General features: G+C 66.4%; 23 protein-coding genes. 6 read left to right on the top strand and 17 right to left on the bottom strand.

Features of this window, described 5'->3' with window-relative positions:
- The 4 genes from Q0996_RS03520 to iolG all read right to left on the bottom strand — a co-directional run.
- A partial coding sequence (locus Q0996_RS03520) for an ATP-binding cassette domain-containing protein (protein WP_299616054.1) occupies window positions 1-390 on the bottom strand: 390 nt, incomplete at its 3' end.
- Window positions 387-1,391, bottom strand: a complete 1,005-nt coding sequence (locus Q0996_RS03515) for a hydroxyacid dehydrogenase (RefSeq protein WP_299616052.1) — start codon at window positions 1,389-1,391, stop codon at window positions 387-389. The genes Q0996_RS03520 and Q0996_RS03515, both read right to left, overlap by 4 nt.
- Window position 1,392: 1 nt before the next feature.
- Window positions 1,393-2,208: an HpcH/HpaI aldolase/citrate lyase family protein gene (locus Q0996_RS03510; RefSeq protein WP_299616050.1), complete on the bottom strand. Its 816-nt coding sequence runs from the start codon at window positions 2,206-2,208 to the stop codon at window positions 1,393-1,395.
- Window positions 2,209-2,257: 49 nt separating this feature from the next.
- Window positions 2,258-3,262: an inositol 2-dehydrogenase gene (iolG, locus tag Q0996_RS03505; RefSeq protein ID WP_299616048.1), complete on the bottom strand. Its 1,005-nt coding sequence runs from the start codon at window positions 3,260-3,262 to the stop codon at window positions 2,258-2,260.
- Window positions 3,263-3,424: 162 nt separating this feature from the next.
- On the opposite strand from iolG, the gene Q0996_RS03500 reads away from it, so the two are divergent.
- Entirely contained in the window at window positions 3,425-4,243 is an 819-nt protein-coding gene (locus tag Q0996_RS03500; RefSeq protein ID WP_299616046.1) for an SDR family oxidoreductase, read from the top strand.
- Window position 4,244: 1 nt separating this feature from the next.
- On the opposite strand, the gene Q0996_RS03495 is transcribed toward Q0996_RS03500, so the two are convergent.
- The 10 genes from Q0996_RS03495 to Q0996_RS03450 form a co-directional block, all read right to left on the bottom strand.
- Complete coding sequence (locus Q0996_RS03495) at window positions 4,245-5,120, bottom strand: MurR/RpiR family transcriptional regulator (RefSeq protein ID WP_299616044.1); 876 nt, start codon at window positions 5,118-5,120, stop codon at window positions 4,245-4,247.
- Window positions 5,121-5,280: 160 nt separating this feature from the next.
- Window positions 5,281-6,783, bottom strand: coding sequence for an NADP-dependent isocitrate dehydrogenase (locus Q0996_RS03490; RefSeq protein WP_299616042.1), 1,503 nt, complete (start codon window positions 6,781-6,783; stop codon window positions 5,281-5,283).
- Between the two features lie 152 nt (window positions 6,784-6,935).
- A complete protein-coding gene (mnhG, locus tag Q0996_RS03485; protein ID WP_299616040.1) occupies window positions 6,936-7,313 on the bottom strand; it encodes a monovalent cation/H(+) antiporter subunit G in 378 nt (125 codons plus the stop codon).
- Complete coding sequence (locus tag Q0996_RS03480; protein ID WP_299616038.1) at window positions 7,310-7,645, bottom strand: cation:proton antiporter; 336 nt, start codon at window positions 7,643-7,645, stop codon at window positions 7,310-7,312. The genes mnhG and Q0996_RS03480 overlap by 4 nt, the downstream gene beginning before the upstream one ends.
- Entirely contained in the window at window positions 7,642-8,115 is a 474-nt protein-coding gene (locus Q0996_RS03475; RefSeq protein ID WP_299616036.1) for a Na+/H+ antiporter subunit E, read from the bottom strand. The genes Q0996_RS03480 and Q0996_RS03475 overlap by 4 nt, the downstream gene beginning before the upstream one ends.
- Window positions 8,112-9,614, bottom strand: a complete 1,503-nt coding sequence (locus Q0996_RS03470) for a Na+/H+ antiporter subunit D (RefSeq protein WP_299616034.1) — start codon at window positions 9,612-9,614, stop codon at window positions 8,112-8,114. The genes Q0996_RS03475 and Q0996_RS03470 overlap by 4 nt, the downstream gene beginning before the upstream one ends.
- Window positions 9,611-10,009: a Na+/H+ antiporter subunit C gene (locus Q0996_RS03465; RefSeq protein WP_299616032.1), complete on the bottom strand. Its 399-nt coding sequence runs from the start codon at window positions 10,007-10,009 to the stop codon at window positions 9,611-9,613. Before Q0996_RS03465 ends, Q0996_RS03470 begins: the two co-directional genes overlap by 4 nt.
- Before the next feature lie 2 nt (window positions 10,010-10,011).
- The gene (locus tag Q0996_RS03460) at window positions 10,012-10,431 is read right to left on the bottom strand and encodes a Na+/H+ antiporter subunit B (protein WP_299616030.1); all 420 of its coding nucleotides are present in this window, start codon (window positions 10,429-10,431) and stop codon (window positions 10,012-10,014) included.
- Window positions 10,428-12,740, bottom strand: a complete 2,313-nt coding sequence (locus tag Q0996_RS03455; protein ID WP_299616028.1) for a putative monovalent cation/H+ antiporter subunit A — start codon at window positions 12,738-12,740, stop codon at window positions 10,428-10,430. Before Q0996_RS03455 ends, Q0996_RS03460 begins: the two co-directional genes overlap by 4 nt.
- A 276-nt stretch (window positions 12,741-13,016) precedes the next feature.
- Window positions 13,017-13,235, bottom strand: a complete 219-nt coding sequence (locus tag Q0996_RS03450) for a DUF465 domain-containing protein (protein WP_299616026.1) — start codon at window positions 13,233-13,235, stop codon at window positions 13,017-13,019.
- Window positions 13,236-13,594: 359 nt separating this feature from the next.
- On the opposite strand from Q0996_RS03450, the gene Q0996_RS03445 reads away from it, so the two are divergent.
- Window positions 13,595-13,813 (top strand): hypothetical protein, encoded by a 219-nt coding sequence (locus Q0996_RS03445; protein ID WP_299616024.1) that lies wholly within the window; start codon window positions 13,595-13,597, stop codon window positions 13,811-13,813.
- Window positions 13,814-13,837: 24 nt separating this feature from the next.
- Here the strand turns inward: Q0996_RS03445 and Q0996_RS03440 are convergent, their stop codons facing one another.
- Window positions 13,838-14,827, bottom strand: a complete 990-nt coding sequence (locus tag Q0996_RS03440) for a universal stress protein (RefSeq protein ID WP_299616022.1) — start codon at window positions 14,825-14,827, stop codon at window positions 13,838-13,840.
- Between the two features lie 186 nt (window positions 14,828-15,013).
- Between Q0996_RS03440 and Q0996_RS03435 the strand changes: the two genes are divergently transcribed.
- The 4 genes from Q0996_RS03435 to Q0996_RS03420 all read left to right on the top strand — a co-directional run bounded on the left by Q0996_RS03435 (window position 15,014) and on the right by Q0996_RS03420 (window position 17,792).
- Complete coding sequence (locus Q0996_RS03435) at window positions 15,014-15,934, top strand: hydrogen peroxide-inducible genes activator (RefSeq protein WP_299616020.1); 921 nt, start codon at window positions 15,014-15,016, stop codon at window positions 15,932-15,934.
- A gap of 262 nt (window positions 15,935-16,196) precedes the next feature.
- Window positions 16,197-16,457 carry a hypothetical protein gene (locus tag Q0996_RS03430; RefSeq protein ID WP_299616018.1) on the top strand — a complete coding sequence of 87 codons (261 nt, stop codon included), beginning with the start codon at window positions 16,197-16,199 and terminating at the stop codon, window positions 16,455-16,457.
- Window positions 16,458-16,715: 258 nt separating this feature from the next.
- The gene (locus Q0996_RS03425; protein WP_299616016.1) at window positions 16,716-17,483 is read left to right on the top strand and encodes a F0F1 ATP synthase subunit A; all 768 of its coding nucleotides are present in this window, start codon (window positions 16,716-16,718) and stop codon (window positions 17,481-17,483) included.
- An 81-nt stretch (window positions 17,484-17,564) separates the two neighbouring features.
- Window positions 17,565-17,792, top strand: a complete 228-nt coding sequence (locus Q0996_RS03420) for an ATP synthase subunit C family protein (protein WP_299616014.1) — start codon at window positions 17,565-17,567, stop codon at window positions 17,790-17,792.
- A 167-nt stretch (window positions 17,793-17,959) separates the two neighbouring features.
- Here the strand turns inward: Q0996_RS03420 and Q0996_RS03415 are convergent, their stop codons facing one another.
- Together Q0996_RS03415 and Q0996_RS03410 are read right to left on the bottom strand one after the other, a co-directional pair.
- The gene (locus tag Q0996_RS03415; RefSeq protein WP_299616012.1) at window positions 17,960-19,024 is read right to left on the bottom strand and encodes a class II aldolase/adducin family protein; all 1,065 of its coding nucleotides are present in this window, start codon (window positions 19,022-19,024) and stop codon (window positions 17,960-17,962) included.
- Window positions 19,021-19,555: glycerol-3-phosphate dehydrogenase C-terminal domain-containing protein (locus Q0996_RS03410; RefSeq protein ID WP_299616010.1), on the bottom strand; the 535-nt coding region annotated here is incomplete at its 5' end. The genes Q0996_RS03415 and Q0996_RS03410, both read right to left, overlap by 4 nt.

Here is a 19,555-nt window from a genome sequence, read left to right as displayed (position 1 = left end):
CTCCTGGAACAGCCGGCCCGCCCGCTCGTGCATGGCCTTGTGGTCGAGGTAGCGGAAGGGGCCGATCCGGCGGCGGATCTCCCGGCCCAGGAAGACATTGGCCGCTGCCGTCAGGTTGTCGCAGAGCGCCAGGTCCTGATAGACGATCTCGATGCCGCTGCGCCGGGCGTCGATGGGCTTGGTGAAGTGCGTTTCCTCGCCCTCGATGCGGATGGTCCCGCTGGTCGGCGGGTAGTTGCCGGCGATGATCTTCATCAGCGTGGACTTGCCGGCGCCGTTGTCGCCCATCAGTCCGACGGCTTCCCCCGGTTTGATGCTGAGGTCGATCCCCTGCAGCGCGTGAATGGCGCCGAAACTCTTGGTGATATCGTTGAGCTCTAAAAGGCTCATGACGCCCCCCTCGCGCCTGCCTGCATCCCCTGCGGTGCTCCGCCAAGGCCGATGGCCTCGCCGTTGACCACGAGATCGGGGTCCAGGCGCCCATTGAAACAGTCGACGATGTTTCTTGCTGCGACCACCGCCATGCGCTCCGCACATTCCTGCGTCATGCTTGCAGTGTGAGGGGTGAGAACCGCTTCGGGACGTCCGATGACCGGATTGTCCGCCGCCGGCGGCTCCGTGGAGTAGACGTCCAGCCCCACGCCCTGCAACCGACCCTCTGAGAGTGCCGAAGCGAGAGCCGCTTCGTCAACAGCGCCGCCCCGGGCCGCATTAACCACGACCGCGGAGGGTTTGAGCAGAGCGACCTCGGCAGCGCCCAGGATCGGGCGCTCGGTCTTCGGGGCATGCAGGGAAATCATGTCGACATCCGGCAGCGCCGCGCCGAGATCGTCGATCAGCGTAACGTCGGCAGGCGGCGGACCGCTCAGGAAAGGATCATAGGCCCAAACCTCGATCCCGAAGCCCTGCGCCATGGCCGCCAGGTTGCGGCCGATCCGGCCCAGGCCAATGATCAGCAGGCGTTTTCCCGAAATCTCACGCGCCGCCAGGCTGTCGCGATAGCTCCAGTCGCCGCCGGGCCGGCTGGCGGCATCGTAGAGCGGCAAGCGGCGGCTGGCCGCCAGCAGCAGCATCATGGCGTGCTCGGCCACCGAACGGGCGATCACGTCGCCGACGATGGTGAGGGGGATTCCCCGCGCGGTGAGTGCGGCCACGTCGACGGAGTCATAGCCCACGCCGTGGCGCGAAACGATCTTCAGGGCAGGGCAGCGGGCGATGACCTCCGCGGTGATCGGCTGCGTCCGCACCAGGATGGCCTCGGCCTTCGAGAGGAAGGGGTCGAGCGCGTCCGGGTCGAGGGTTTCCACCTGGTCCAGCACGATATCGGGCTCGGCCTTCAGCAGGTCGAGGCCGCTGTCGTGGATCATGCCGGCCACGAGGACGCGGGGCATCTCAGTAGACCCCGCTGTCCGCGGCCACCGGCGCCGCCTCGCCACCGATCAGCTCGCGCGTGCGCTGCACCGAGGACTGGGCGGCCGCGGCCAGCATCCGCACATCGTTGGAAAGCGTCACGAGGTCGAATCCCCAGGCAATCGCACGCGCCGCATAGTCGGGACCGCCGCAGTGGATGCCGGCGCGAATACCGGCGGCATGGGCGGCCTCCAGAATGCGCCGGATCACCTCGATCATCTCCTCCTCCTCCCGGTCGAGGGCTGGGGGCAGGCGGCCGTCGGTGACGCCCAGCGTCAGGTCGGCGGGGCCGATGTAGATGCCGTCGAGTCCGGGGGTGGAGACGATCTCCTCCAGATTCTTCACCGCTTCCGCCGTTTCGATCATGGCGAGGCTGAGGATCTGATCGTTGGCTTCCGAGGCGTAGCCGGGCCCGGCGGAGAAGTTGGCGCGGGTCGGGCCGAAGCTGCGGGTGCCCTTCGGCGGGTAGCGCATATAGGAAACCAGCGCCTCGGCGTCCTTGCGGCTGTTCACCATCGGGCAGATGATCCCGTAGGCGCCGGCGTCGAGGGCCTTCATGATGATGCCGGCCTCCAGCCAGGGAACGCGGGCCATGGGCACCACGCCGCTGGCGCGCATGGCCTGAAACATCGGCAGCAGGTCGGGATAATCCAGGGCGCCGTGCTGGACGTCGACGGTCAGGCTGTCGAAGCCCTGGTCGGCCATGATCTCCGCGCAAAAGGGGCTGGCGATGGAAAGCCAGCCGTTCACCACCGGGGAATCCGCCGCCCATTTCTGCTTCACGGCATTGGGGATCATCGCTTGCTCCTCGAACCGGGGACTTCGGCGTTATGGCGGCGGCGTTTGGTCACTGGATCTCCTCCACGCGCACCGCGCGGCGCTCCTTGATGGAACGGTAGGCCGCTTCGGCCAGGATCAGCGCACGGCGGCCGTCCTCGAAACCGACCTCCGGCGGCGTGCCGGCCTTGATGCTGGTGACGAAGGCGCCGATCTCCGCCATGAAGGCTTCCTGATAGCGCTCGATGAAGAAGTACAGATAGGGCGCGGCGCCCTCGGTCTCGGCCGCCGAGTATTGGCGCAGCTCGTGCCGCCGGCGGTTGTCGCTGACCACCATGCCGCGCGTGCCCATCAATTCCACCCGCTGATCGTAGCCGTAAGCGGCGGTTCGCGAGTTGTTGATGTGGCACTGCTTGCCGTCGGCAGTCCGCAGGATGATCATCGCCGTATCGTGGTCGTCCAGCTCGCTCATCAACGCGGGGTCGATGAGGCGGTCAGCCACGGCCAGCACCTCGACCGGCTCGTCACCCAGCATGTAGCGCGCCAGATCGAAGTCGTGGATCGTCATGTCCCGCAGCAGTCCGCCGGCTACCTCATAGTAGGCCCGGGGCGGCATCTCCGGATCGCGGGAGGTGATGATGACCTGATGCAGGTCGCCGATTTCGCCCTTCGCCACGGCCTCCCGCGCGCTGCGGTGGCCCGGATCGAAGCGGCGGTTGAATCCGATCTGGACCGGGATGTCCGATCCCGCAATTGTCTCGGCACAGCGGTTCACCCGCGCCAGGTCCAGATCGATCGGCTTTTCGCAGAGCACCGGTTTGCCGGCGGCGACCGCCATCTCGATGTAGTCGGCGTGGGTCTCGGTGGCGGTGGCCACCAGCACCGCATCGACGTCCGCCGCTGCGAAAACCTCTTCCGGGGCGCCGGCGGCGGCAACGCCCATGGCCGAGGCCACCTCCTGCGCGCTCGGCTCATGGATATCGTAGACGGTGGCCAGGGAGGTATCGGCATGGCGCAGCAGATTTGCGGCATGCATGCGGCCGATCCGACCGCAGCCCAGCACGGCGATTCGCAACGGGGAGTCCCTCCCTGAGGACAGGTGTTGTGGTTCTTTTTGTGACTGCAATTTTCGTTGCAGACCAAGAGGTGCGTCAATATTTTTTCTGAAAATTGGGGCCTGGGCAGGCCCGGGCGCTACCCGGGGGGAGCTCAAAGCCCGGAACCGTGGAGAACCGAGATGAATCGGCTAGACGGGAAGATCGCCATCGTCACCGGTGGAACCCAGGGTCTGGGGGCCGCCATCGCCGAGACCTTCGCCGGCGCCGGCGCTGCCGGGATCGTCACCTGCGGGCGCTCGACACCCAAGGGCGAAGCCGTCGCATCGAGGCTCTCGTGCGAGTCCGGCGTTCCCGTGCATTTCGTCACGGCGGACCTCGGAAAGGTCGACGACTGCCGGCGCGTCGCCGCTGAGGCCGAGGAGCGCTTCGGCCGGATCGACATTCTGGTCAATGCCGCGGGTCTCACCGACCGGGGGACCATTCTCGACACCTCGCCGGAATTGTTCGACCAGATGTTCGCGGTCAACGTCCGCGGGCCGTTCTTTCTGATCCAGGAGAGCGCCAGGATCATGATCCGTGAGGGGATCGAGGGTGCGATCGTGAATATCGGTTCGACCAGTGCCCTGGCAGGGCAGCCGTTCATCTCGGCCTACTGCGCCTCGAAGGGCGCGCTGGCGACCTTGACCCGCAACACGGCCTTCGCGCTGTTGCGCAACCGCATCCGGGTGAACCAGCTCAACATCGGCTGGATGTCTTCGGAAGGCGAGGACCGGATTCAGCGGGAATATCACGGCGCCGACGAGGGTTGGCTGGAAAGGGCCGCGGCGGAACAACCCTTCGGCCGCCTGGTCGACCCGGCGGAGGTGGCGCGGGCTGTGACCTTCATGGCCTCCGCCGATGCCGGCATGATGACCGGCTCGGTGGTGAACTTCGACCAGTCGGTCTGGGGTGCCTATGCTGCCGCGCCCCCGACCCCCGAGACTGCGCTGACACTCTAGATTACTCAGCAGTGGCGACCGGAATGCGCGCGGCGGTTTCGCTGCCGTCGCCCAGCTTCGCCGCCAGTCCCAATGTGAGCGCGTGCGCCAGGCACATGGGCGCGGCGAGGGAGCGGGAGAAGGTGTATTCCGGTTCGGGGATGGGGAACATCACCTTCGCCACCTTCGCCAGGGGCGACAGCGTGGTGTCCGTAATGGCGATGATCGGGACCCCGCGGGCGGCTGCCTGTTCGGTGATGTTCACCACCTCTGTCGCGTAGAAGCGGAAGGAAACTGCGAAGAGAACGTCCTTCGGGCCCATGACCTTTGCCATGTGCGTTGCCAGACCGCCGCCAGGATCCAGCAGCACGCAGCGGCGCCCGATCATGGTCAAGACATAGCGCAGCAGATTGACCACCGGTTCCGAGCGCAACTGACCGAGCAGATAGGTGGTCTGGGCGTTGTCGAGGAGGGTGATGGCCCGGGCCAGATCTCTTTCCGGAATGCTCTCCAGCAGATCTTCGATGGAGGCGATGTCACGCAGCGCCACCTCCCGCAGGTGGCTCCGCGCGCCGCGCGTGCCCCTGTCTCTGACCTCGGAGCGCAGCCGGGCCGCGCGAGCCTCGAAGCCCGGTGCGGCGGTGACCAGGCGCTGCTGAAACAAGGCCTGGAGGTCGCGGAACCCGGCAAATCCCAGGAACTGGGCAAACCGCACGAGGCTCGACGCGTGGACCCCGCATTTCTCAGCCAGGGCAGAGATCGAGTGCAGGGCCATCTCGTTGGGGTGCTGCGTCAGGTACTCGGCGATGAGCTTGTTGGTTTTGCTCATGGCCTCGTAGTGCTCGTGCACGTCGCGTATCAGGCCTTCGTAACTCACGGGCGCCACGCGGGTTCCCATAACGCGCTCCCCAACCGGCAAAGAACCGATCAAGCCTACGATCTCTGCAAATCAAGTTGCAAGCCGGTTGCGGCTGATGGGATGCCCCGGTTCCGAAAGATAGGTGGCCCCGCGCTGGGGGAGCGCGGGGCCGAGCTAGGGCCAAAGGGGTCTTCGGCGTCTATTGGCCCTGGCCCAGGGAATAGCCCGGTTCGCCGTCGAAGGTGAAAAGGTGCTCGGTCTTCACGAAGTCGACGCCGGCCTTGGTGAGCTTGTGCAGCATCTCGACCACCATGGCCTTGTTGAACTGCTTGTTGGGCCCGGCCATGAAGCGGCAGCGCCAGTGGTCGGTGCAGAAGGTCTCCGGCAGTCCTTGCGGCCAGACCTTGACCCCGCGGTTGGTGATCATGGCCAGGCTGTAGGCGCCGTTCTCGCCCTTCTTCATGGTCTCGGCCAGGATCTCCACGTCTTCCCCGCGCCAGTGGACGAAGACGTCGATGCCCACCAGTTCCTTCTTTGCCGGTGGCTTCGGCGTGACCGTGGGCAGTTTGAAGCCCTGGCCCGAGGCGTCGTAGCGCACCGGCGCCAGACGGGTCGGCTGCTGCCCCAGCCGCGCGATCACCGCGTCCGCGAAGGCCGCCGTGCCGAGCTTCTCCTTCGAGACGCCCTCGGCGTGGATGTCGTAGGTGTGGAGGCCGTCCTCGATGGTCCGCAGCCAGGCGTTGTGCACCTTCTCGGCGACCTTGGGCTGGCCGATGTGGACCAGCATCATGACCCCGGCGAGCAGCAGGCCCGAGGGGTTGGCCAGATCCTGGTCGGCGCGGCGCGGGGCCGAGCCGTGGATGGCCTCGAACATCGCGCCTTCGAGGCCGATATTGGCCGAGGGCGCGAGGCCGACGGAGCCGGCGATCTGCGCGGCCACGTCCGACAGAACGTCGCCGTAGAGATTGGGCATCACGACGACGTCGAAAGCTTCCGGCGTATCGGCCAGCTTGGCCGCCCCGATGTCCACGATCCAGTGCTCGGCCTCGATGTCCGGATAGTCCACGGCGATCTCGTCGAAGACCTTGTGGAACAGGCCGTCGGTCAGCTTCATGATGTTGTCTTTGGTGAAGCAGGTGACCTTTTTGCGGCCATGGGCCTTCGCGTACTCGAAGGCATAGCGGACGATCTTCTCGCAGCCCGGACGCGAGATCAGCTTCAGGCACTGGACCACCTCGTCGGTCTGGCGGTGCTCGATGCCAGCGTAGAGGTCCTCCTCGTTCTCGCGGATCACCACGACGTCCATGCCGGGGTGCTTGGTGGCGACGAAGGGCGCGTAGGCGGTGCAAGGGCGCACATTGGCGAAGAGGCCGAGCGACTTGCGCACGGTCACATTGAGGCTCTTGAAACCGCCGCCCTGGGGCGTGGTGATGGGCGCCTTGTAGAACACCTTGGTGCGGCGCAGACTGTCCCAGGCAGAAGGGTCGATGCCGGCGCTCTGGCCCGCCAGATAGACCTTCTCGCCAATCTCGATCTGCTCGACGGCGATGTCGGCGCCGGCGGCCGTCAGCACCCTCAGGCTGGCCTCCATGATCTCCGGGCCGATCCCGTCGCCATAGGCAACGGTAATCGGCACAGCGCCCCGGGATCTGTTGTCGTGGCCGCCGAGCGCCGCGGTCTGCGGAGACGTCATCTCGTTCATCACCATGGTTCCTCTTCACGTTGTATGAACAAGAGTTAGCGCCTGCCGGTCCCATTGTGAAATCGGGAGCGGTCGGGAAGCTGATCGACTTTCCCGATCAAAATCGGCCTCAAGGGTGGTGAGATCCGCACTAGGTGGTTCGATTGCCAACCTCAAGGCCGGTCAGGGGCACTCGGCTGGCCGGGAGCGGCGGCAGAGTCAGAGGCCTCGCGGTCGGTCCTCAGTTCGTCGATCACCGTCCCCTGCCACAGGGGCACGCCGGTGCGGTAGGCGGCGCGGCCGATCAGATGGGCGCCCACCGGCGCGGTGAGCAGCAGAAAGACGATGGCGAGGACGGCCCGGGCAACGATGCCGCTCTCGCCGAAGTGGACGGCCACCGCCAGGAGAATAAGGCCGCAGCCCAGGGTCCCGGCCTTGGTCGAGGCGTGCATGCGGATCAGCACGTCCGGCAGGCGCAAGACGCCGAGGGCGGCCGCCAGGGCGAACAGCCCGCCGGCGAGCACCAGCAGCGCTGTCAGGATCTCGGTCATTCGGCGTCGCTCCTCTGCTTGACCTGGGTGCCGCCTAACTCCTCGCTGCGCGCCTTGCGGCGCTCGGCAAAGCGGGCGAGGGCGACGGTCGCCAGGAAAGCCACCAGGGCCAAGGCGATGGCCACGTCGAGAAAGGCGGCGTTGTCCGAGGCGATGGCGAAGAGGGCGCAGAAAGCCACCGCCAGCACGGTGATGAGGTCGAGCGCCACCACCCGGTCGGGCAGGCTCGGCCCGCGCGCCAGCCGCACAACGGCCAGGGAGGTCGCCAGCATGATCAGGACGAAGGCGGCTTCCACCGCCAGGGTGAGGATCGGACTTCCGTCAAGCGTCATTCAAGCGCCTCCAGCACGTGGCGTTCCATGCCCTCCTTCAGTTCGCGGCGCAGGGCGTCCGGATCGTCGACGAACATGGCATGGACATAGAGCGTCTCCCCGTCCGGCGAGAGGTCCAGGCTCAGGGTGCCGGGGGTCAGCGAGATCAGGTTGGCGACCAGCAGGACCTCGCCTTCGCCGCGCGCGTCCAGGGGCAGCGCGATGATGCCGGGGCGGGCGAGATGGGTCGGCGTGATGACGTCCCAGACCACGCGCAGGCTGGAGACGACGAGCTCATAGATGAACAGCAGCGCCAGGCGCAGCACCCGCCAGACCCGCTCGAAGTAGGTGCTCTTGGCAAAGAGCGGGCGCGCCACCCAGAGTGCCAGATAACCCATGGCGTAGCCGAGCAGCAGGTTGGGCAGGGTGAAGCTGCCCACCAGTGCCGCCCAGCTGAGCGCCAGAAAGGCGTTGAGAACGAAAATGCTCACGGCACGCTCCCCAGCACGGCGGCAACGTAGGCCGCGGGGTCGAGCAACTGGGCGGCTGCCCGCTCGGCGAAGACGACGAAGCCCTCGGGAAAGAGGCCGATGACCACCGTCAGCCCGGCGAGGGCCGCGACCGGCAGCAACAGCGTTGCCCGTTCGCGCGGTGCGAGGCGGGTCAGGGCCGGCTCGATCCCCTCGGGATGCGGTTTCCAGAAAACCTCCGCCCAGATCTTGGTCATGGAAAAGACGGTGAGCAGGCCGACCACCAGGGCCGTGCCCGCGATGACGTAGGCGCCGACATCCAGGCTCGCCTTGACCAGCAGGTACTTGGCCCAGAAGCCGGAGAGCGGCGGAAAGCCGGCCAGCGAGAAGGCCGGGACCAGGAACAGCAGCGCCAGCAGCGGGCTTGCCCGGTAGAGCCCGCCGATGGCGCCGAGATCGAACGACCCGGTGAGCCTGCGGGCGATGCCGCTGACCAGGAAGAGGTTCGCCTTCACGATGATGTGGTGGACCAGATAGAAGACCGCCCCCACCAGGGCCAGCGGCGTGTAGAGCGCCAAACCCAGCACCATGTAGCCGATCTGACTGACGATATGGAAGGAGAGGATCTTGCGAAACTCGTTCTGCGCTGCCGCACCGAGCACGCCGGTGACCATGGTCAGCGCGGCGATCACCAGCAGCAGCCCGTGGGTAAAGCCGGTGTCCTGGGTGAAGACCAGGGTGAAGAGGCGGATCAGGGCATAGACCCCGACCTTGGTCAGCAGCCCGGCAAAGACCGCCGAGATCGCCACCGGCGGCGTGTGGTAGGAGGCGGGCAGCCAGAAGAAGAGCGGAAAGACCGCGGCCTTGATGCCGAAGGCGGTCATGAAGAACAGCGCAACCACGGTCAGCAGGGCTTGGTTCTCGACGTTTTGCACGGCCCCGTGCAGGTCGGCCAGATTGAGGGTGCCGGTCAGTCCGTAGAGCAGGCCGATGCCGGTGAGGAACAGCACCGTGGAGACCAGGTTGAGGACGACGTACTTGATCGCCCCGTCGAGCTGGGCCTTGTCGCCGCCGAGGGCGAGCAGGCCGAAGGAGGCGATGAGCATCACCTCGAACCAGACGTAGAGATTGAACAGGTCGCCGGTCAGGAAGGCGCCGCAGACCCCGGCCAGGAGCACCTGGAAGAGCGCGTGATAGCCCAGCGCCTCGCGCCGCGCGTCGATGTCGGCCCGGGCGTAGACGGCGACCGCCAGGCCGGTGATGGCTGTGATCACCACCATCACCGCGCTCAGGAGGTCGGCCACAAGGGTGATGCCGAAGGGCGCCGGCCATCCGCCCATCTGGCCGGCGACCACGCCGTTTTCCCAGACCGCGGCCATCAGGGCGATGGCGGAGGCGAGCAGCAGCAGGCAGCCGCCGAGGCTGATCCAGCCGGCGAGGGTGCCGCGGCCGCGCGCCAGAAAGGCGAGCACGGCGGTGGCGAAGGGCAGCAGCAGCGGGAGGGAGAGCAGCCAGGTCACGGCGCGCCGCCCTCCGGCTTTGTAGCCGGCGCGGGTTGGGTATCAGCGACAGGCTCGGCATAGCGCATGGCATCGCTCTCCAGCGTGCCCAGGCTCTGGTAGCCGCGGTAGACCAGCACCAGGGCGAAGGCCAGCAGGCCGAAGCCGATGACGATGGCGGTGAGGATCAGGGCCTGGGGCAGGGCGTTGGCCACCATCTCCGGCGGCCCCGGCAGGCCCTCCGGCACCAGGGGCGGTGCGGCCTCGGTGAGGCGGCCGGCGGCAAAGATCGTCAGGTTGGCCGCGTTGCTGAGCAGCACGAGGCCGAAGAGAAAGCGCAGCACGTTGCGGGCCAGCATCAGATAGACGCTGGCCGCCACCAGGACGCCGACCAGGACGGCGAGGACGGTCTCCACGTTCAGACCTCCTCTTCCAGGGTCAACACCAGGGTCAGCACGGCGCCGACCACCACGAGATAAACGCCGATGTCGAACAGCAGCACGGTGCTCAGCGGCAGTCCCTTGTCGCCCTCCTCGGCGCCGATGAACCACCACTGCCCGGTAAAGGGCGCATCGCCGACCAGCGCCGACCACAGGCCGGCGAGCAGGGCGATCCCGAGGCCGAGCATCGCGATCACGCCGGGGTCGAGCCGCAGGGCGCGGCGCGCCGCCTCGGTGCCGTGGGCCATGGCATAGAGGGCGAAGCCGATGCCGGCGATGAGCCCGCCGATGAAGCCGCCGCCGGGGTCGTTGTGGCCGCGCAGCAGCATGTAGACGGAGAACAGCAGCATGAGGGCGACCAGCAGCCGCGTCGCCGCGCTGAGGATCAGCGACTTCATGGGCGGCCTCCCCGCGCGGCGCCGCGGATCAAGGCGAAGGCGGCGATGGCGGCGACGGCCACCACGGCGACCTCGCCGAAGGTATCGAGGGCGCGGAAGTCGACCAGGATGACGTTGACGATGTTGCGCCCGAAGGCCTCCGGCACGCTGGTCTGCTCGAAGTAGGTGGTGATGGAGCGGTCGAAGGGCGCCTCGGTGACCGCGAGCAGGGTCGCGGACACCACCACGCCGACGGCGACGGCCAGGGTGGCATCGCGGCGCCGGTTGGGGCGCGCCGAGTCTGGTCTGAGGCTCGGCAGGCGGAGCATGGCGACCGCCACCAGAACCACCACCAGGGTCTCGACGAGCAACTGGGTGATGGCCACGTCCGGCGCGCCGAACATGACGAAGAGCAGCGCCACGCCCACCCCGACGACGCCGAGGGCGCAGACGGCGGCGAGGCGCGAGTAGGCGACCGTGGTCATGCAGGCGCCGGCGACGATCAGGGCGACGACGACCCAGTGCTTGACCATGAGCTCAGGCCAGGCGGTGGGCGGGCGCAGGGCGCCGGTGATCACAAGGCTCGCACCGACCAGGAGCGCGAAGCTGACGAAGATGGTGAAGAGATAGCGCCGCAGAACGCCGCTCTGCAGCAGATCGGTCTGGATTGCTGCCAGGGCCTTCACGCCATCCAGCAGCCGGTCCCAGGCGGTGTCACCGGTCAGCGGCAGGCGCTCGCCCAGCGCCGCCAGGCGCCGGCGGATGCGCAGGTGGCCGGCATAGATCAGCAGGCCGAGGGCAAAGGTGAAGAGGCTGAGGAGCAGGGGCAGGTTGACGCCGTGCCAGAGCGCCAGCTTCACCGTCTCCGGGCGCCCCAGGATGGCGGATACCGCGGGCTGAACCAGACTGTCGGCGATCAGCGACGGTGCGATGCCGAAGGTCAGCCCCAGGGCGGCGAGGACGGCGGGGCCGATCCACTGCCGCAGGGGGGCTTCGTGCGGGCGCCTGGGGGTCGCCGGCTCGCCGCCGTAGAACGGCCGCAGAGCGACGATGCCGGCCACCGCGACCATCAGGGCATTGGCAAGGACCGCGGCGCCGGCGACCAGCAGGGGTTCGGAGGCGATGGCCAGCGCCCCCTCGTACTTGAGCTCCTTGCCGATGAAGCCGAGGAAGGGGGGAAAGCCCGCCATGGAGAGGGCGGCGGCCGCAGCGGCGATTGCCGTCACCGGCATGAACCTGGCGAGCCCGCGGAGCTGGCCGACCTCGCGGGTCCCGGTGGCATGATCGATGTTGCCGATGACCAGGAAGAGGGCCGCCTTGTAGAGCGAGTGGACGATCAGAAAGGTCACGGCGGCGGCGACGGCGACGGTCGCCTCTGCGCCCAGGAACATGGTGAGGGTGCCGAGCGCCATCACCGTGGTGTAGGCCAGAGCGAGCTTCAGGTCGGTCTGCCGCAGGGCCAGGATCGAGGCCCAAACGGCGGTGACGGCGCCGAAGAGGGTGAGGGACCAGATCCAGGCATCGGTCCCGCTCAGCACCGGGTGCATGCGGGCGAGCAGATAGATGCCGGCTTTCACCATGGTCGCCGAGTGCAGATAGGCGCTGACGGGTGTTGGTGCCGCCATGGCATTGGGAAGCCAGAAGTGGAACGGCACCTGGGCCGACTTGGTGAAGGCGCCGATCAGCACCAGGACCAGGATCGGCAGGTAGAGCTCGTGGGCGCGCACCGCGTCGCCCTGGGCGATGATGGCCGAAAGCTCGAAGCTTCCCGCCGTCAGGCCAAGCAGGATCAGCCCGGCGAGCAGGGCGAGCCCACCGGCTCCTGTCAGAAGTAAGGCCTGCAATGCGGACCTGCGGGCCTTGGCCGAGGCGTGATCGAAGCCGATGAGCAGGTAGGAGGTGATCGTCGTCAGCTCCCAGAACACGAAGAGCGTGATCAGGTTGTCGGCGAGCACCAGGCCCAGCATCGAAACCATGAACGACAGCAGATAGAAGGTGAAGCGGCCAAGGCGCGGATGGCCGGCCAGATAGCTGCCGGAATAGAGCAGGATCACGGTGCCGATGCCCGCGATCAGCAGGGCGAAGGTCAGGCTGAGGCCGTCCACCAGAAAGGACAGGCTGACCCCAAGGCTCGGCACCCAGTCATAGGCAATGCGGATGGTGTCGCCTTGGGCGACCGTCGGCAGGGCGAAAGAGAGACCGACGGTCAGCGCCGCCGGCAACAGGGCGGCAAGCCAGACCGGCGCGGACCCCTCAGCGGACCCCTGCGCAGACGTGTTCGCCGCTTCGGCCTTTGTCTTCGGCTCCGAATGGGCGCTAAGGCTGTCCATGAAGACCCCGGTTGCCAGTCCTGCGGTTGCTGATGTGTGAGTGAAGGGTGGGAGGTGCGACGCCATCGGACCCCCGGGCCGGAGGCGTCGAAGATGTCAGGAAGGGCGGACAGCCGATCTTCAGCCGAAAGGCGGGCGACCCCACCGCGAGGGGCGGGGCCGCCCACCGTCGAGGCGAAGGGGTAGGTGCGAAGCCTGGGATACCCTGCCGCCTGTCCTGGCGTGGCCGGATGATCGGCAGCGCCCCTCCGCCCCGTTATCTGTCGATCTGTGTGGTTAAGCGTGCAGCCGCCCGGCCTGGCGCAGTGGCTTGATGCGCACCGCGTTCAGCAGGCGTTCCCAGGACTCGATCTCGTCCTTCAGCAACAGCTTCCGGCGCTTGAGCCGCTGCAACGCCAAGGAGTCGGGCAGAGGACGCTGCATCTCGGCGGTCAGGCTCGCCTCGATCCTGCGGTGCTTTTCGATCAATGCATCGTAGTGATTCTCGATGTGCATGGGTCGTTCAACCTCGTCACTGGGGCAAAAGGGTCTGTGTCAGGTCACCGGCAACGATGACGGCCGTGTGCCGCCATCACCGATTACGGCGAAAGTGGCGAATAGAACTGCATTTGGCGTCTGTCGGTTGATCGTCCCAATCAAATCCGCTCGGTGCTTTGATAGAAAAACCCGATGTTCAGCCTCGGTCGCCTCTCGACAGCGCGGCGCGAGCCGATAGGCGATTTCGATGAGCGCTTCGCCGCCGGCCGATTGGCTTCCGGCCCGGACCGCACCACCTCCTAGGGCGGAGATTGGCCCTTGGCAGTCCGCCTCTGCGGGTCTGACCGAGATCTTGAAGAAGGAGGCTTCGCGCCGTCATGTCCAAGACCAGACTTGCAGAGGTTCGCCGGCGGGCGGCCAGAGATGACTCGCCGATCTCGCCCGCACCGATCCCCGCACCGACCCTCCACGAAGCCGAGGCCGACTATCTCGACTGCCTTGCCCGCTTTGGCCTCAACTCGGCGGAGGCGCATGCCGCGCAGTGCGTCTGGCATGCCTTGCGCAACAGAGCACAGGCATCCAGATCGGCCGCATAGAGCGCTTTGGCCCGTATCGGCCGGTCAGGCGTCCGACAGTGCCGGCTGTGGGGTAGTCTCCAGCCGGATCGGTGTCTCGAAGCCCGGCGGCTTCACGGCCAGCACCGAACACTCCACCTGGTTCAAGATCGCTTCCGCGGTGTTGCCGATGATCAGGCCGCGCACCCCGGTGCGGCCGACGGTGCCCATGACAATCAGGTCGACGCGGTTGGTCTCGGCGAACTCTGGAATGATCTGCCGGGCCTCGCCCTTGAGGTGGTGGACCTGGCGACCATCATGCTTATCCGGATAGCGCAGTAACAATTGGTCCAGCCGCCGGCTGCTCTGTTTGCGCCGTTCCTCCACCAGGCGGTCGATCTCAGCCTTCGGCACCCGCGCAAAGGCGCTGTGGCGCATGCTGTTTTCCTCCGAGAGCATCCAGGCGTTGGCGATGAGCAACTCGCTTCCCTCCCGTTCGGACAGAGAGGTCGCAAGGTCCATGATCAGGGTATTCAAGGCATCGCGCTGATCGTCGCGCGGATCGGGATCGACGGCGGCCAGGACCCGGGCGTAGCGGCGATCGGCACTTCGCTTCATGACCCAGACGGGGCAGGGGCATTTGCGCATAAGATGGAGGTCGGTGCTCGCGAAGAGCAGCGACTTCCCCTCTGACTCTCCTGCGGCCCCCTTCATGAGAAGATCGTGGCCGTCGCGCAGGACCTTTCGAATGATCTCGACGAAGGGGATGCCCTGCAGGACGACCTCCGTCGTCGGCACCCCTTCGGACTTGATGGGCGCGGCCACCTCGGCCAGGCGCGCGCGGTGAAACTCCATGACTTCGTACTCGATCTCACGGCCCTGGGTCGCGGAGAGAGAGGCGAAGAGCTTCGCCAGCTCGCCGGGGGCCGTATCGACCACGTCGACCAGGGTCAGGCGGGCCTCGTTGGTTTTGGCGAGCCAGATGGCGCGGCCGATGAGGTCTTCGTGGACGCTCTGCGGATCGCACACCAGAAGAATGTTCTTGAACCTGCGCATCGTTGTCCCTTGCCTGGTCTCTTTCGCGAAAACATGCGGCAGCAAGCCGCCGGGCGTCCGGCGGCAGTCCGCTTCTTTGGTCACATGGGCTTGAAATGCTGATCGAGCCAATCGAAGTTATGGGAGCCTTCGATAGGCTTTCGCTTTCGAAGGCGCGCGCGGTTCACACCTAGGGAGGTCCGATCTTTGCCCACGCTTCAGCAACTCCGCTATCTCGTCGCCGTCGCTGAGACGCTTCACTTTCGCCGGGCGGCGGAGATGACCCATGTCACGCAGCCGACCTTGAGCGGCCAGCTTCGCGAACTGGAAGAGCGGCTTGGCGTGCAGCTTGTGGAGCGCAGCCGGGCAAAGGTGATCCTGACCCCCATCGGAAAGGAGATCGCCGGGCGGGCGCGCACAGTGCTGCGCGACGTGCAGGACATCGTCGATCTGGCCAAGCAGGGCCACAGCCTGCTCGGCGGGACAATCCGGGTGGGTGTGCTGCAATCGTTGGGGCCCTACCTGCTTCCCCATATCCTGCCGAAGCTGCACCAGAGCTACCCGAACCTGAAGCTCTACGTGCGCGAGGGAATGCCCCAATCCCTGCTCAATGGGGTGGACGACGGCAGCCTCGACCTGCTGCTCTTCCCCCTGCCTGTCAAGGGAGCCGACCTGCAGACCGCGCGGCTGTTCCGCGAACCGCTTTTGGTGGTCGCTCCGAGCGACCATGCTCTGGCCGCAAAGGAAACGGCGGAGCGGGCGGATCTGAAGGGGGAGACGATCATGACCCTGGAGCCCGGACACCGCCTGCATGATCAGGTGAAGGAACTCTGCGAGCAGTTCGGCGCCAAATTGGCGCTCGACTATGAGGGCACAAGCCTCGACACCCTGCGTCAGATGGTCGGCATGGGCATGGGGGTCTCGCTGTTGCCGGCGCTCTATGTGCGCTCTGAGGTTCAGCAGGACGATCAGGTGGTCGCCCGGGCGCTGCGCAGCCGCCCGCCGTTTCGCATGATCGGCATGATCTGGCGGCGCCATTCGGCACGTCAGGAAGAGTACCTGACCCTCGCCGAGATCATCCGCGGAGTCCTCAAGGAGCGCGTTTCGGAGGTAACCGTCGCACAATAGGGTGGCGGCCCCTGCCTGCCGGAAGCATAGATCCAGTCTATCAAAGGTCCAACGGTTCCCGAATTGCGCTGTCCGGGGTGCGGTCCAATCATTAACCCTGTAGCGACCCTTTAACAGGCTGGGCGTTGGGGACAGCGACCTGGAGAGCGACCAAGCGGAATTCGAACCGGGCGCCATGGCGATGGCGCATCGCATTGTCCTGACGGTTGGACCATGTCTCTGTCCCCAGATCGCGGCCGATTGATCGAGAGGATGCCTGAAGATGTCGCAACCGTTCCTCGCCGCCGCCGTTGTCGCCCTTGGGTCCACCTTGGCCGCAGCGGCGGCCGCCACGCCGCAGGAGGCGGTCGACCGTTTCATGCCGCAGCAAAAGGCCAGCGTCGGGTTCGACTGTCTGGGTGAGCCCAGCACCTGGCTGCCCGGGACCTTACAGACTCACGGCAAGAGCGCAGTCACAGATTCCAGCTCTACGGCCAATCGGTCGGCGCCGGATCGATCCACCTCAGACTGTGCGCTCGCCTAGCAGTTTCTTGCCGCTGACCCTGAGGCGGCAAAGGCCAAACGCAACCGCCTGACCGAGTGGTTGTGATTCTCGGTCAGGCCAAGGAAAGCCTCGCTTCCACGACCGCTGTTCCGGCGACGATTCGTATCGTGCCGATTCCGGCCCTTGATGGAGATAGGCAAATCCAATCAGGGGCTTTGTTGTTTTCGCTGCCACGCACCGTCACATGTCTCCGCAAGAACGCGAGGTCATCACAGGTATCGCCGGGGGAGACAGAGCATGGCGTCCTATGAGCCGCAGGCGCCATACGCCATCCGGCAATTCGAATTCGATGTCCTGATTCCGCTCCAGGCCTTCGGGATCGACATCTCCTTTACGACCTCGACGCAGGCCATGATGACCACGGTGCTGCTGGTCAGCGTCTATCTGCTCTACGGCATGCGCAAGCCGACCCTGGTTCCGGGGCGCGTCCAGTCCAGCATCGAAGCGGTCTACAGCTTCGTGGCGCGCACCGTGACCAAGACGGCGGGCCCCGAAGCCAGTCACAGCGTTCCCTTCGTTTTCTGCCTTTTCGTCTTCATCCTGTTCGGCAGCCTCCTGGGGCTGACGCCGGTCAAGTTCACCTTCACCAGCCATCTGGTGGTGACAATGGCCTTGGCGCTCACGGTTTTTACCTATGTCAACATTCTCGCCCTCCGCACGCAGGGTCCCGGCTACTTCCGCTTTCTGTTGCCCGCGGGCACGCCGCTCTACTTCGCGCCGATGCTCGTCCTCATCGAGCTCATCTCCTATCTCTTCCGGCCGATCACTCTGGGCGTGCGGATCTTTGCGAACATCCTTGCCGGCCACATCATGATCAAGCTGTTTGCGGACTTCTGCGTGATGATGACCGAGGCCCTGGGTGTCGCCGGCGTCGGTCTGTCGTTGTTTCCAATCGTCATGATGATCGTGCTCTTCGCCTTCGAGATCATGATTTTCTTGGTGCAGTCCTACATCTTCATCCTGATCACGTCCCTCTACATCCGCGATGCGTTGCATGGCCACTAGGGCGGGCCAAGGCGCCGTCGACAGCGGCGAGCCGATCCATCCCTTCTCTCCACGACCCTCAAGACGAAAAGGACCAACGACATGACTGATGACGGCATTAGGCTCCTGGCAGCGGCGGTCGCCGTATTGCCGCTGCTGGGAGTAGCCCTTGGCCTCGGCAAGATCTTCTCCGAGTGGATTTCCTCCGTTGCCCGGAATCCGGGGGCGGGCGAAACCATTCAGCCAGTCGGGCTGCTCGGCTTCGCGCTCACCGAAGCCATCGCCCTTTTCGCTCTGATCATCGCCTTCATCATCCTTTTCGTCGGCTGATGGGCCGCTGGAAGAGCGGGCCGGTCATGGCAGCCGGCCCGCTCTCACTGCGAGACGCTCTGCGACGGTGTGGGCTCTACCGAACCGATGGCAACCGGGGGAGTGATTCGATTTAAAACAATTAGCTAAAAGAGTTATCTCAGAGTGACTCTGAGAATAGAGGCTGTCTAGCTTGGGCCCAGATCGAGGGCCTGCCGGTACTTCTCCGCATCCCAGTTGAGGAGATCGGCTTCCTGGTCCGCCGTCAGCCGGACGAGCTCGGCCTCGGGATCGAGGCGCAGGGCCACCTCGCCGATGCAGCCGGCCAACGCGCGCACGGCGGGGGAGGCATCGTCGGGCAGAGCCGCGCCGAGACCGGGAAAGACGATCAGGTTCTGCGCGGCGCCCTGCCGGGCGCGGGCGACAGTCCCGGCCATGTCTTCGCTATCCGTGGCAACGAGCAATCCGGGGCCCAGAAAGATGACGTGGTCGGGATAGAAGCTCGCCCCCTCGAGACGGCTTAGGAGAGTCTGGTTGCCCGCAAGCGCTGTTGTGGCCGGATGATCGAAAACCTGCCAGCCGGACCCGGCGAGGGCGGCCGGCGTGTCCGGTTTTGCGCCGCCCCACTGCGGGAGTTCGGCGAGCTCCGGCGTCAGCCGCCGGGACACCTCGCGCAGCAGCGCCTCGGCCTGTGGCGCCGTCTCTGCACCGACGGCCAGGCCGTGATTGCCGAGCACGAGAACACGGGTCTCCGGTCCTGCGGCATCGTCGATGGCCCTGGCGAGCGACAGCCCCGGTTTCACATAGGGAATGAAGGCAGCGCCGAGATCGCCGAGGCGCTGCTCGACGACCTGGGCCGCGTCGGCCCGCACGGCAGTCGCGATGGTGGCGACGCAGTGGGTGTGCAGCACCACCGGCCAATCGAAGATGGCGTGGACAGAGGTCTCGATGGAAGGGCGCAGGCCGCTCGGGTTCCCGTCCTCCGGCACGTAGGCCGCGTTGTCCTCCGCCGCCGGGTCACCGGCTTTCAGCGCGGCCCGCAGCCGGGCGATATCGACAGGGACCATAATGTCCTTGGTCTCGGCGTCGGCCAGCCAGGTGCCGGAGGCCTTGACCAGCATGGCGCCGCCGTCTTTGACGGAGGTGTTGCCGCCGGGGCCCTGGACCTGCAGCGGCTCACGCCCGAGGCGGGCTGAGACGGTGCAGAGATCGGCAAAGGCGGCGGAGTTTCGAAGCTCTTGAAAGATGGTCATGCGACAGCGTCCAGATGCAGCCAGTCGGTGAAGGCGGCCTTCTCGGCCTCGGTGAGGAACAGCGCGTGCTTGGTGCGCCGGGTGAGAATGTCGTCGGCGGTCCGGGCCCATTCCCGCTCGATCAGCCACTTGGCTTCGCGTTCGTAGAACAGGCCGCCGAAGTGCCGGCCGAGATCGTCGAGGGTGCGCGCATTCCCCAGCAGCGCGGCAGCATCGCTGCCATAGCAGCGCCCATAGTGGCGGGCGAGATCCGCCGGCAGCCAGGGCTGCTCCGCGCAGAAACCCCGCAGCCAGCCCTCGAAGTCGGCGTCCGGCAGGTCGCCGCCGGGCAGCGGCGCCCCTGCGGTCCAGGCCGGACCCATTTGCGGGAAATGCGGCGCGAGCTTTTCCAGCGCGTGTTCGGCCAGCTTGCGGTAGGTGGTGATCTTGCCGCCGAAGGCCGAGAGAATGGGCGCCCGTCCGTTGCTGCCGTCGAGTTCCAGTTCGTAGTCGCGGGTGACGGCGGAGGCCCCTTTGGCGCTGTCGTCGTCG

Origin of the sequence: Pelagibius sp. (assembly GCF_028289705.1) — a bacterium.
Lineage (GTDB): Bacteria > Pseudomonadota > Alphaproteobacteria > Kiloniellales > Kiloniellaceae > Pelagibius.
Note: the sequence above shows the minus strand (reverse complement) of the source record. Positions and strands in the feature narration are given on the sequence as shown.

Excerpts from the sequence above, each read along its gene's own strand:
- Q0996_RS03515 (WP_299616052.1), bottom strand. The coding sequence starts at position 1,391 with ATGCCCCGCGTCCTCGTGGCCGGCATGATCCACGACAGCGGCCTCGAC.
- Q0996_RS03510 (WP_299616050.1), bottom strand. The coding sequence starts at position 2,208 with ATGATCCCCAATGCCGTGAAGCAGAAATGGGCGGCGGATTCCCCGGTG.
- Q0996_RS03500 (WP_299616046.1), top strand. The coding sequence starts at position 3,425 with ATGAATCGGCTAGACGGGAAGATCGCCATCGTCACCGGTGGAACCCAG.
- Q0996_RS03495 (WP_299616044.1), bottom strand. The coding sequence starts at position 5,120 with ATGGGAACCCGCGTGGCGCCCGTGAGTTACGAAGGCCTGATACGCGAC.
- Q0996_RS03490 (WP_299616042.1), bottom strand. The coding sequence starts at position 6,783 with ATGAACGAGATGACGTCTCCGCAGACCGCGGCGCTCGGCGGCCACGAC.
- mnhG (WP_299616040.1), bottom strand. The coding sequence starts at position 7,313 with ATGACCGAGATCCTGACAGCGCTGCTGGTGCTCGCCGGCGGGCTGTTC.
- Q0996_RS03480 (WP_299616038.1), bottom strand. The coding sequence starts at position 7,645 with ATGACGCTTGACGGAAGTCCGATCCTCACCCTGGCGGTGGAAGCCGCC.
- Q0996_RS03460 (WP_299616030.1), bottom strand. The coding sequence starts at position 10,431 with ATGAAGTCGCTGATCCTCAGCGCGGCGACGCGGCTGCTGGTCGCCCTC.
- Q0996_RS03455 (WP_299616028.1), bottom strand. The coding sequence starts at position 12,740 with ATGGACAGCCTTAGCGCCCATTCGGAGCCGAAGACAAAGGCCGAAGCG.
- Q0996_RS03450 (WP_299616026.1), bottom strand. The coding sequence starts at position 13,235 with ATGCACATCGAGAATCACTACGATGCATTGATCGAAAAGCACCGCAGG.
- Q0996_RS03445 (WP_299616024.1), top strand. The coding sequence starts at position 13,595 with ATGTCCAAGACCAGACTTGCAGAGGTTCGCCGGCGGGCGGCCAGAGAT.
- Q0996_RS03440 (WP_299616022.1), bottom strand. The coding sequence starts at position 14,827 with ATGCGCAGGTTCAAGAACATTCTTCTGGTGTGCGATCCGCAGAGCGTC.
- Q0996_RS03430 (WP_299616018.1), top strand. The coding sequence starts at position 16,197 with ATGTCGCAACCGTTCCTCGCCGCCGCCGTTGTCGCCCTTGGGTCCACC.
- Q0996_RS03425 (WP_299616016.1), top strand. The coding sequence starts at position 16,716 with ATGGCGTCCTATGAGCCGCAGGCGCCATACGCCATCCGGCAATTCGAA.
- Q0996_RS03420 (WP_299616014.1), top strand. The coding sequence starts at position 17,565 with ATGACTGATGACGGCATTAGGCTCCTGGCAGCGGCGGTCGCCGTATTG.
- Q0996_RS03415 (WP_299616012.1), bottom strand. The coding sequence starts at position 19,024 with ATGACCATCTTTCAAGAGCTTCGAAACTCCGCCGCCTTTGCCGATCTC.